At 52.9% G+C, this 12,180-nt stretch carries 10 protein-coding genes; 4 read left to right on the top strand and 6 right to left on the bottom strand.

Annotation, left to right across the window (positions count from 1 at the left end):
• Positions 1-86: 86 nt before the first annotated feature.
• Positions 87-1,352, top strand: coding sequence for a maltoporin (locus tag BM427_RS16005; RefSeq protein ID WP_090123157.1), 1,266 nt, complete (start codon positions 87-89; stop codon positions 1,350-1,352).
• 234 nt (positions 1,353-1,586) lie between these two features.
• Here BM427_RS16005 and BM427_RS16000 read toward each other — a convergent pair whose 3' ends face one another.
• From BM427_RS16000 to BM427_RS15975, 6 genes are all read right to left on the bottom strand, one after another.
• A complete protein-coding gene (locus BM427_RS16000) occupies positions 1,587-1,907 on the bottom strand; it encodes a PTS sugar transporter subunit IIB (RefSeq protein ID WP_090123155.1) in 321 nt (106 codons plus the stop codon).
• A 66-nt stretch (positions 1,908-1,973) separates the two neighbouring features.
• Positions 1,974-4,031: a beta-galactosidase gene (locus BM427_RS15995; RefSeq protein WP_090123153.1), complete on the bottom strand. Its 2,058-nt coding sequence runs from the start codon at positions 4,029-4,031 to the stop codon at positions 1,974-1,976.
• A 31-nt stretch (positions 4,032-4,062) separates the two neighbouring features.
• Positions 4,063-5,262, bottom strand: a complete 1,200-nt coding sequence (locus BM427_RS15990; RefSeq protein WP_090123151.1) for a glycoside hydrolase family 53 protein — start codon at positions 5,260-5,262, stop codon at positions 4,063-4,065.
• Positions 5,263-5,266: 4 nt separating this feature from the next.
• A complete protein-coding gene (locus BM427_RS15985) occupies positions 5,267-6,118 on the bottom strand; it encodes a sugar ABC transporter permease (protein WP_090123149.1) in 852 nt (283 codons plus the stop codon).
• Between the two features lie 10 nt (positions 6,119-6,128).
• Complete coding sequence (locus BM427_RS15980; RefSeq protein WP_090123147.1) at positions 6,129-7,436, bottom strand: carbohydrate ABC transporter permease; 1,308 nt, start codon at positions 7,434-7,436, stop codon at positions 6,129-6,131.
• A gap of 56 nt (positions 7,437-7,492) precedes the next feature.
• On the bottom strand, positions 7,493-8,728 hold the full coding sequence (locus BM427_RS15975) for an extracellular solute-binding protein (RefSeq protein WP_090123145.1): 1,236 nt from the start codon (positions 8,726-8,728) through the stop codon (positions 7,493-7,495).
• A 353-nt stretch (positions 8,729-9,081) separates the two neighbouring features.
• On the opposite strand from BM427_RS15975, the gene BM427_RS15970 reads away from it, so the two are divergent.
• From BM427_RS15970 to BM427_RS15960, 3 genes are all read left to right on the top strand, one after another.
• A complete protein-coding gene (locus tag BM427_RS15970; protein WP_090123143.1) occupies positions 9,082-10,191 on the top strand; it encodes an ABC transporter ATP-binding protein in 1,110 nt (369 codons plus the stop codon).
• A 431-nt stretch (positions 10,192-10,622) separates the two neighbouring features.
• Positions 10,623-11,636 carry a zinc-binding alcohol dehydrogenase family protein gene (locus BM427_RS15965; RefSeq protein ID WP_090123141.1) on the top strand — a complete coding sequence of 338 codons (1,014 nt, stop codon included), beginning with the start codon at positions 10,623-10,625 and terminating at the stop codon, positions 11,634-11,636.
• 200 nt (positions 11,637-11,836) lie between these two features.
• Complete coding sequence (locus BM427_RS15960; protein WP_090123139.1) at positions 11,837-12,172, top strand: RcnB family protein; 336 nt, start codon at positions 11,837-11,839, stop codon at positions 12,170-12,172.
• The last annotated feature ends 8 nt before the right edge of the window (positions 12,173-12,180 follow it).

Raw genomic sequence — 12,180 nt, 5'->3', positions numbered from 1 at the left:
GCAATCGTTAGTTTGCCTGTTTTTACATTTAGGCATTTTATGACATCGTTTATGTGAACGTAATACAAAACAATAAGAGGAATGATATGAACACTACGCTACGCACTCTCACTCTTGCGTTAGCCGCTGCGCTGACTTCACCTTCACTGTTGGCTGCGACATCTGTACCGATCGACTTTCACGGCTACCTACGCGGCGGCGTAGGCGTGTCCGGCGATGGCGGGCAGGTTGAGTGGCAGAAGAACAAACTGGGCCGTCTGGGTAACGAATCCGATACCTACGGCGAACTGGAACTGGGCTCGGAAGTGTATAAAAAAGACGAGGTGAGTTTTTACCTCGACAGCATGGTGAGCATGGTTTCCGATGGCTCTAACGACAATGAAACCACCATCGGCGACGATGCGCAGTTCGGTCTGCGCCAGCTGAATCTGCAAATCAAAGGGCTTATACCCAACGATCCCAATGCTGTAATCTGGGGCGGTAAGCGTTACTACCAGCGCCACGATCTGCACATCATCGATACCAAATACTGGAACATCTCCGGTTCCGGCGCCGGGATTGAAAACTACACCTTCGGCCCAGGCGCGGTCTCGGTGGCCTGGATCCGTGGCGACGCCAACGATGTTGATTACCGCGTCGATAACGATAACAACGTCAACATCAACTATATCGATGTTCGCTATGCGGGCTGGAAGCCATGGTCAGGCGCGTGGACAGAGTTCGGCATTGACTACGCTATGCCAAATCCGACCAAAAAACAGAAAGAGTACGGTGGATTATACCAGGCGGATGACGGCGTGATGGTGACCAGCGAAATCAGCCAGGATATGTTTGGCGGCTATAACAAACTGGTACTGCAATACGCCAACAAAGGGCTGGCGCAAAACATGGTATCGCAGGGCGGCGGCTGGTATGACATGTGGCACTATGTGAACGATGCCAGCGGTTACCGCGTGATTAACACCGGCCTGATTCCGCTTACCGAAAAGTTCTCGCTGAACCACGTACTGACCTATGGTTCAGCCAACGACATCACGGAATATACCGACAAAACCCGCCTGGTTTCACTGGTCGGTCGTGCGCAGTATCAGCTTACTAATTATGTACGTCTGATTGGTGAAGTCGGCGGTTTCTACCAGAAAGACGACTATAAAAACGGCACCCACTACAAACAGAGCGGTGAAAAATACACCTTCGCTGTAGGTCTGGCGGATGGTCCGGAATTTATGTCACGCCCTGAATTGCGCGTATTCGCTTCGTATTTAAATGATTCGGAAGATGGAAAAGCGTTTGAAGACGGCACCAAAAATAATACGTGGAACTTTGGCGTACAGGTGGAAGCCTGGTGGTAACGACACTTCATCCTTCACGTTATTTCTTTATTGTCTGAATCTGTTCACTGCGTTCAATTATTTGAGTGCGAGCAGGTTTATCGACACGATATAACGCGAATGATATTGTCTGTTAACTTATTATCCTTGTTATTTATCTCCGAGAACTGCCGGGCCATTGCCTGACAGAATTTATATTGCCATTGCTTTTCTGTTATTTATTTCGGGATACCCTAACGGGTATCCCTTTTTTATTTATGTGCGGGAAGAAAAATGTTCATCAAGTAATTTACGCAACGCATCCGACTGTTTACCAAATATGGCATGCACCTGCTGACCGAGAATAATCACCCCCAGCGCGCCTTCATTTTGCAGCGCCTGTGAATCCACAATAGCCAGATCTTTCACCGTCACACGCAAACGGGTCAGACAAGCATCAACATTTTCAATATTCTCCGCACCGCCAAATGCCTGCGCCAGCCGCTGGATCAGTTGCAGCTCGGCCTCGCTGATGGGGATGGCCGTGGTATTTTTTGGTTCAGAGAAGTAGTGCAGGAAGGATTTAAGACTCACCATCATCGGCTCCTGATTTTCAACAGATAAAAAAAAGCCTGCCCGAATGGGCAGGCACATAACGTCGGCTTACGCCTGGCGGCTAACGACGCGACAATCCCACGGCGTTAGCACCAGCAAGCCACTGACGGTCGTGGCCGACAGACAATCCTGGTAGCCTTGCGGCAGCGTAATCGTCTGTTGCTGGGCGCTGAAGTTCTGGATAAAGACAAACGTGGTTTCACCGTCGGTACGCGCAGTTGCCACCACGCCCGGCGGGAAATCCTGCTCAACGGCGCGCGGCAGCGCCAGTTCATCAATAATGCTGGCGAAGAAATCGCGCTGAAAAGCCAGATCGTTGCGCGAAGCAACGTGCCACGCTTTACCTTTACCGAACTGATTGACCGTTACCGCTGGACGTCCGGCGTAAAAATCATCCCGGTAAGTGGCCAACGGTTTGGCGCTCTCGGCGTGGATCAGTTCACACAGATGACGAATCTGGTACGGCCCCTGTAATCCGGCCTCATTGCCCGCCAGCCCCTGAACCAGATTGCGTTCGTTATCGTCAAGGCAGTCGATCTCCTCTGCCCAGATCCCCACCAGTTTGCGCAACGGGCCAGGGAAACCGCCGAGATAGCAGAGATCGCTCTCGTTCACCACGCCGGTCCAGTAGGAGGTCACCAGGTGCCCACCCGCCGCGACAAACGCTTCGGCGCGCTCGGCAAAACCTTCACGCACCATATAGAGCATGGGTGCAATCACCAGTTGATAACGGCCCAGATCCGCGTCGGCGTTAATGACATCCACCGCGATGCCCTTTTCCCAGAATGGGCGGTAGTGCTCATTAACCGTTTTTTCGTACTCCATCCCCTTATTGCGCGGGCCTTCGGCATCATCCAGCGCCCAACGGTTTTGCTGGTCGAAAATGATCGCCACGCGTGCGTCAGTACAACAGCCCATTATCGGCGTGAGTTTTGCCAACATCTCGCCCAATGCACACACTTCGCGCCCGACGCGGGTATCCAGGTGGCCAACATGGTCGATCACCGCGCCGTGGAACTTCTCAACCGAACCGCGACTTTTGCGCCACTGAAAGTACTGTACCGAATCCGCACCGTGCGCCACTGCCTGCAATGACGACAGAATATGCATCCCTGGTTTTTTCACTTTGCTGGTTGGCTGCCAGTTGGTGACGCTCGGCGTGGATTCCATCAGTACAAACGGTTTGCCGCCTTTCAGCGTGCGCATCATGTCGTGATACATTGCGGTGTAGCAGGCGAGCTGCGTTTCGTCTTTGTCCCGGTGCCACATCGGATAGCTATCCCAGGAGATAAAGTCGATCGCTTCGGCAAGCTGCCAGTAGTCGTAATCGTAGAAATACTCCATAAAGTTGGTGGTCACCGGCAGCGCCGCGTTAGGCGCTTTCAGCGGGGCCACTTCATGGCGGCAAAAGTCGCTCACCTGCGCAGTATTAAAACGTCGCCAGTCAAGGTTCAGCCCGTGAATGGAGACTTCGCCCTGCGGCGCTGGCGACTGAATTTGCGACCAGTCGCTGTAAGTGTGGCTCCAGAAATCGCTCCACCAGGCGTGGTTAAGGTTTTCCAGCGTCTGATAACGGGCCTGCAGCCAGTCGCGGAATTTTTGCTGACACAAATCGCAGTGGCATTCCCCGCCGTACTCGTTGGAAACATGCCAGCCGAGTACCGCCGGATGCTGGGCATAGCGCTCCGCCAGCAGCGTGTTGATTTTGAGCGTTTTTTCCCGGTAAACCGGCGATGTCATGCAGTGGTTGTGCCGCCCGCCGTGCAGCGCCGGCACGCGATCGCGCCCGACACGCAGCACTTCCGGGTATTTCTGCGACATCCAGGCGGGCCGCGCGCCGCTTGGCGTGGCGAGAAAAATATGAATTCCCGCCGTATATAATTTTTCAATCACTGAATCCAGCCAGTCGAAATTAAATTCACCTTCCCGTGGTTCCAGTTTCGACCAGCTAAATATCCCAACCGACATGACATTGCAATTTGCCTGTTTCATCATGGCAATATCGTTATCAATAATGCCGGGGTAATTCTCCCATTGTTCCGGGTTATAGTCCGCGCCATGCAATAGCGAGACAACCTTCGGGCTTAAAGGCGCAAATTTATTCATATAAAATGTCCTGAAATTTACAACACCAGAGTTAATTAAAGACTTTAACGGAGGGCAGCACTTTTCCCTGACAATCAAACAGCGCCTGATTTTCCCGCGCGTTGCCCTCTTTCCACTTATCGTTGATATAATTCATTCCCGCCTGCGTCGCCCAGGTATTTCCTGGTACGGCAATCCAGGTTGGCTCCCAATAAAAAATACCTTTGCCGCGATGCCCCTGAACATTAATCACTGACTGCATTAAATCGTGGATATAGTCATATTGTCCCTGTACGGTGCCAGGGTAGCCGCCCGCTTTCTCTTCTTTCTCCTGGAAGCTATTTTCCGCGTTATCGCAGTTAGCCAGCGTATAGCCATAAGCGGCTTCCACCACAATGACATCTTTGTTGTAGCGCTTGCTGATATCGTCCATATTGGCCTGCAACGCGCTTATCGGCCCGTTCCAGTAGGTATACATCGACAGGCCAATTACATCGAACGGCACATTGCGTTTGGTGATTTCATCAAACCACCAGCGGAAGGTATCGTTTTTGGTACCCTCCGCCAGGTGCAGCATGATCTTCACCTGTTCACCGTTTTTCAGATTCTCCTTCAGCCCGTCAATCGCTGAAGTGAGCAGCCCAGCCAGCCGGTCAAATTCGCCGCCGCCCTGCCCCCAGCTTTTGCCTTCCGGCCACAGGATGCCAGAGTTAATTTCGTTACCGATTTGCACCATATCCGGTAACACACCCTCTTGCTTAAAGCGGGCGATGGTATCGCGGGTATAGTCGTGGATCGCCGTTTTTAGCTGCGCATAATCCATTTTTTCCCAGGCTTTCGGTTTGAACTGTTTGCCAGGATCGGTCCAGAAATCGCTGTAGTGAAGATCGAGCAGCAGCTTCATGCCCTGTGCTTTTGCCCGTTTTGCCAGCGCCAGTGTGGTCGCCAGGTCGTTATCGCCACCGCCGTAAGCATGGCCCTGTGCATCTTTCGGATCGACCCACAAACGCAGGCGCACATAGTTAACGCCATTGGCTTTCAGGATGGCGAGCGCATCCTGTTGCTGATTTTTGTCGTTATAAAACTTCGCCCCGTGCTTTTCGGCATCTAACAGCGTGGAGATATCAGCCCCTTTAATAAAGTCGGCAGGCATGCCGCTGAATGGGCGCGTCTTTAACGCGTCGGCGGCAAACGTGCTGGCGGACAAACTACAGAAACAAACAGCAAGCAGAGCGGGTGTAAATCTTTTCATGTGGTTATCCTTTGGTGCTGCCGGAGGTCAGGCCGGAGACGAAGTATTTTTGTAAGGCGAGGTAGAGAATGGCCACTGGCACGGCGATCAATACCGCGCCCGCCGCATAGGTGGTGTAACTGGCACCCATTTTTTGCGACACCAGGTTGTAGAGGCCAATCGGCAGCGTGTATTTATCCGGGGTGCGCAAAATGGTGCTGGAGAGGATGAAATCCCCCAGCGGTCCGGTGAAGGAGAACAGCGCCACTACCGCCACAATCGGCTTCGACAGCGGCATAATTATCTCAATAAAGATGCGGAAGTTGCTGGCGCCGTCCATGCGCGCAGACTCATCCAGATCGCGCGGGATGGCATCGAGATAGCCCTTCATCAGCCAGGTATTCATCGGGATCATCCCTGCCACGTAGATCAGCACCAGCGCCATATGGCTGTTGATCAAGCCCAGCAGTTGCGACAGCACGAAGATGGCGATCAGTGCGGAAAACTGCGGGATCATCTGCAACAGCAAAAACAGCATCAGGCCATTCTGCCGCCCCTTAAAACGAAAGCGCGAAAAGGCGTAGGCGGTAAAGCTGACGCTGATTAAGGTCAGCGCCATCGTCAGCAGGCTGATCTTCATTGAGTTCCAGTACCAGGTCAGGTAGTTCACCTGGCCGTTAAACAGATCGGCATAGTGCTGAAATGAGAGGTTCTCCGGGATGATCGAGGTGCTGAGCAGGCTGTTACCGGCGTTCAGCGACGCGCCGACCGTCCAGACCAGCGGGTAGATAATGATCAACGATACCAGCGCAATAACCAGCCAGGAGAGCGACAGGCGGATCCACTTCTCACGGCGGATACTTTGAGATTTAGCCATTTTTCTTCCCTTATGCCATGTCGTCGTTTTTAAAAGATTTGGTGGCGCGGAACTGCCACAACGCCAACCCGACGACAAAAATCGACAGCAAAATGGTGATGGTCGCCGCAATCGCGTACTGCGAAGAGGACATCGTCAGTTTGTAGATCCACGACACCAGGATATCGGTGCCGCCAGCGTTCGCGCCTGCCACCGCCGGGCCACCGTTGTTAAACAGGTAGATAATGTTGAAATTATTAAAATTGAAGGTGTACTGGGTGATGATGATCGGCGCGATTGAGTAGAGCACCAGCGGCAGCGTAATGGTGCGCAGACGGGTCCAGGTGCTGGCACCATCCATCTTCGCCGCTTCGTACAGATCGTCCGGAATCGCCTGCAATACCCCGGTAGTCATGGCAAAGACAAACGGGAAGCCGAGCCACGTTTGCATCATGATCAGCGCGGTTTTCGTCCAGAACGGATCGGTCAGCCACGCTTTCGGCGCAATACCGAAGAAAGCCAGAATGGCGTTGTTAATCACGCCAAATGAGTCGTTAAACATTCCGGCAAACACCAGAATGGTGACAAAGCCCGGCACCGCCCACGGCAGAATAAAAATAGTGCGAACCAGTGGTTTGAAGCACAAATCTTTCTGGTTCACCAGGATCGCCAGCAGCACGCCAACGGTGCATTGCAACGTAGTTGCCAGCAGTGTCCAGACCACCGTCCACTGCAATACATCGAGGAAGGTCGAACGCCAGATCGACAGGGTAAAGATATTGACGAAATTCTTTAATCCCACCCAGTCCACCAGTTTGGCGGGTGGTGTGTGGTAGAGGTTGTAGTTGGTGAAAGCAATGGAGAAGCCGAACAGGATCGGGAAAATCACCACAAACACCAGCAGGATAAAGCCGGGCGTGATCATCAGATAGGGAAAACCCTCGCTGAGCAACAGTTGATACTGCTTGCGCACACTGTTCAGCGATTTACCTTCGTCGCGCTTTTTGCCGTTGATCCATGCATCGCGTAGCGACAGATACCAGACCATCAGGCCAAAGGCGATAATCAGCAGGCTGATTATCCCTTCTGCCAGCAAAAAGATCGAGTTATCGCGCGGTACTTCTTCGCCAAGGGTATATAACCCCCAGATCCCCTCGCGCAAAAAATCATAAAAAATGCCGGTAAAACTGCTCAGCAGGACGAGGAAGATAAGGCCTTTTAGCCACTGGCGATGATAAAACTGACCAAAACCCGGCACAATGGCCAGCAGCAGCCCGCACCACGCATGACGCCCTGCACCTTGCGTTTTGGCAAAATTCTCGCTGGGACTGATAATCACGTATGACTCCTTTTCGACAACGGGAGGTTGCCCTCCCGTTCTGCTACAACAGGCGGTTACTGGTTACTGGCCTGCATGGCTTCAACTTGCATATGGATCTGTTTGGTCGCGGCATCGAGTGCGGCCTGCGGTTCCTGCTTGCCGGTCAGACTCAGTTCCAGCGCGGCATTTGCCGGTCCCCAGACCTCACCCATCTCCGGAATACCCGGCATCGCCGTCGCGCGTGCAGCCTGTACCGCCACTGCACTGGCTTTTTCGTCATTTTTAATGATCGGATCGTCAATCATCGCTTTCTGTGCCGGGATCTCGCGGGTAGCGATATAGCGCGTTTTCACATACTGCGGCTGGTTGATAAATTCGATAAATTGCTGTGCCAGTTGCTTGTCTTTGCTCCAGGTGGAGACGACATAGCCTTTCACACCGAGGAAGGAGCTCATCGGTTTGCCGTCCGGTAAGTTTGGTAACGGCACCACGCCGTAGTTAATGCCAGCGGCTTCATAGGGCTGAAAAGCCCACGGGCCGTTAATCACCGCCACGGCTTTTTTCTCGGTAAACAGCGAATCAATGGCATTCAGCCCGTTATCGCCCAGGATCCCCGACGGAAACACCCCTTCGCTGTAGAATTTTTTCAGGAAAGTGACCGCTTCCACCGCGCCGGGTTTATTCAGGCCGATATCCTGCGGGTTGTAGCCGCCTTTGTCGTTTTTGCCGAAAAGGTAACCACCCATTGGGCCGATTGCGCCCCAGCTGTAGTAGATCTGGTCAAATTTCGCTAACAGACCGTATTTGTTTTGCTCACGCTGCTTTTTCGAGTAATCGAGCCACTCCGGCAGGCTTTGTAGCGGCTTGTCGATAAGATCTTTGTTGTAAATCAGCACCAACGTTTCTACCGCTTTCGGTACGCCATACAGAGTGTTATCCAGACGAAAGGCGTTGATGGACGCCGGAGTAAAGGCGTCAACCTTTTCTTTGTCCAGATTCAGGGGGGCCAGTAGCCCTTGCACAACCGCGCCGCCCAACTGATCATTGGGGATAACCAGCACATCCGGCCCGATGCCGGCCGGGCCATCAAGGCGTAATTTTTCCAGTTGCTGTGCGTAGGGCATCTCCTGCACGTTCACTTTAACGTCGTACTTTTGCTCAAAATCTTTGACGGCATCCTGGATACCGACGGACTTTTTGATGTCTTCCCAGACGTTAAGTTGCTTTGTCGCCGCGTGCGCTGACAGGCTAATAAACTGGCCAGCAGCCAGTGCAGAGAGGATCAGTGCGGTAAGTGTTCTTTTTTTCATTATCACCCTCATGTCAAGGTATAACATTTTAGCGGTTTTTATGGTGTAACATCCGATGAGACAGCTTAAAAATCACCTGATATCACTGGGCTTAAGACGCATTCATGCGCCATATCTGATTTGTTATACGCTACGCTTGAGAGATGAATAAAACGAGAATTAACTGTCAGTTGTGTGACAGATGCAACAGAAATGGAAATTCGATATAGGGCGCGAAATCACTGGAAGTTATAGTCTGAGCATGAATTTTCGCGGTTGAGCAGCTCCGTCGCCTGATTGTTATACGTAAAACAAAAACATCCGACAACGCGCTTATCGCAGCACATAACGGCTACTAATTTCGGGGAACGTTGATGTCCAATATACGACTGAGGAATGTCACCAAGCGGTTCGGCGACACGGTGACGCTGAACAATGTGAATCTGTCGATTGAAGACGGCGAGTTCGCCGTGTTTGTCGGCCCTTCTGGCTGCGGAAAATCGACCATGCTGCGCATGATTGCGGGACTGGAAGAGGTCAGCGAAGGGGAAGTATTGATTGGCGACGAGGTGATGAACGATGTCGCACCCGCGCATCGCGGTGTCTCAATGGTGTTTCAGTCTTATGCGCTCTATCCGCATATGACCGTGGCGGAAAATATGGGCTACGGCCTGAAAGTGAACAAAGTGCCGAAAGAGGAGATCCGCCGCCAGGTGGAGATGGTCGCCAAGACCTTACAGCTCGGCCATCTGCTGGACAGAAAACCGAAACAGCTCTCCGGCGGTCAGCGCCAGCGCGTGGCGATTGGTCGCGCGATTGTGCGTAACCCACGCGTGTTTATGTTTGATGAACCGCTCTCCAACCTGGATGCCGAACTGCGCGTTGAGATGCGCCTGCATATCGCTCGTCTGCATCAAGAGCTGAAAACCACCATGGTGTATGTCACTCATGACCAGGTGGAAGCGATGACGCTGGCCGATAAAATCGTGGTGATGAATTACGGAAACGTTGAGCAGATGGGCTCGCCGATGGAGCTCTATTACAATCCGAAAAACAAGTTTGTCGCCGGTTTTATCGGCTCGCCGAAGATGAACTTCCTGCCCGCAACGGTAAAAACATGGCAACCGGGAGAGCTTACCGTCACGCTTGCGCAGGGGCATCCGTTAACGCTGTCTATCAAGACTTCGCGCCTTGAGCCGGGGGCAACGGTGACACTGGGGATCCGCCCGGAGCATCTCTCTACCGATGTCACACGCGCTACGCAACTGGAGTTCCAGTGCGAAGTAGTAGAGCGGCTCGGCAACAATACTTATCTTTTTGGCCAGTGCTACGGCCACGACAACATTAAAATCCTGCTGCCCGGCGATGTGCATTTCCGCCCGTGGCAGAAAATCACACTCGCTTTCGACAGCCCGCACTGCATGATTTTCGACGACCAGAATCTGCGCGTCAGTGCCGATATTCCGGTGCCGAACGTCGATTAAGACATTTTATCCAGCTTGCGACGCCGCCAGTCCCTTTGTCGAATGGCGGCTAATGCCTTATTCGACTTACGGTTACGACGAGATTACCCCATCTTCCCAGGTCCGATAAGCGAAGTACCATCGGGCAAGGGATTTACGCCAGATAAACGCCGACGACAGCGCTCTACAATGCCAGCGCGCGATCGCATAGTGCTGCCACGCGTTGCTCCACCAGCACTGCGCTTTACTGCGTTACCCGATCCATCTGCGATATCGATTCCCTCCCCTGCGCGACCCGTTTGTCGCCTGCTAAATGCTTACGGGTCATTGCTCGCCGGATGATTTTCACTGTCAGAGGATAAGTGCTTCCCGATTCTGATGGTTTCTCATATCAATCCGCCTGACTACCATTAATCACACACCATTCACACCCCTTACTTAATGGAGCACATATGAAAGCAATCGCCATTACCCGCGCTGCGCAGGGTAGCAGTAATCTGGATTTCCTCAGCGATATTGAGCTGCCGCAACCACAGGCCAGCGGCCACGATCTACTGGTCGAAGTAAAAGCGGTATCCGTCAACCCGGTTGATACCAAAGTTCGTGCCGGGTTTAATGCTGATACCCCGCGAGTACTGGGCTGGGACGCCGTCGGTGTGGTCAAAGCCGTTGGTGAGGCGGTAACGCTGTTTAAGCCGGGTGATGCAGTGTGGTATGCGGGCGCGTTGACCCGTCCGGGCAGTAACAGCGAATATCAACTGGTCGATGAACGCATTGTGGCGCACAAACCTAAAACGCTGAATAACGCCCAGGCTGCGGCGCTGCCGCTGACCGCTATCACCGCCTGGGAAATGCTGTTTGACCGGCTCGGCATCAACGAGAACGGCAACGAAGGTGATGTGTTGCTGATCGTTGGCGCGGCGGGTGGCGTAGGTTCCATCATGACGCAGTTGGCGCGTAAACTGACCCGCCTGACAGTGATCGGCACCGCATCGCGCCCTGCCAGCCAGCAGTGGGTGAAAGAGCTGGGTGCACATCATGTGATTGATCACAGCAAACCGCTGACCGAAGAACTGGCACGGATTGGCATTGCGCAGGTGACGCACGTTGCCAGCCTGAACAATACCCAGGAGCACTATCAGCAGTTAATTAATGCGCTGCAACCGCAGGGTAAGCTGGCGCTGATTGACGATCCGGAAAGCCTGGATGTCGTGCCGCTGAAGGTGAAAAGCCTCTCTCTGCACTGGGAATTTATGTTTACCCGTTCAATGTTCACCACCCGAGATATTATCGAGCAACACAAGCTGCTCGCCCGCGTGGCGCAGTTGATTGATCAGGGCGTCCTGAAAACCACGCTCGGTGAGCACTTTGGCACCATCAATGCCGCGAATTTACGTAAAGCGCATGCACTGCTGGAAAGCCAGCGCGCCGTCGGCAAGATTGTGCTGGAAGGGTTTGCTGGCTGAGCGGCCAACCAGGATTATTCCCAAATGTTACAAGCGGATAGCGAAAATCGCGCTCCGCTTGTACAGCGACGACCTGGGTTTGCTTACACTTTTTACCAAAGCGTTATTTTTTCATGGTTGCTCAGCACCGTATTAACGGCAATGATAGCGTGCTACGTAAGCAACTGCGTGAAATGTAAAAAGAACAACCTGGAGAAACAATGCGTAAAACAAAAATGATGCTTCTGGGCGCGCTGTTGGTCACCGCCTCCTCGGCGTTTGCGGCTCCGCAGACGGCCACTCAGGGAGCGACCGGCACGCAATCATATGAAATTACTAACTTTGTCGCTGACTTTACTAAATTCAATATCGGCGATACTGTGCCAGCAATGTACCGTAGCGAAGAGTACAACATCAAACAGTGGCAGTTGCGTAATCTGCCCGCACCGCAACCCGGTAGTCACTGGACTTACATGGGTGGCAACTACGTGCTGATCACCGACGCTGAAGGCAAAATCCTCAAAGCCTATAACGGCGACATTTTCTACCATCGTTAAGGGCGCGC

The organism is Kosakonia arachidis (assembly GCF_900116535.1).
Lineage (GTDB): Bacteria > Pseudomonadota > Gammaproteobacteria > Enterobacterales > Enterobacteriaceae > Kosakonia > Kosakonia arachidis.
This window is presented reverse-complemented; position numbering and strand designations above follow the sequence as displayed.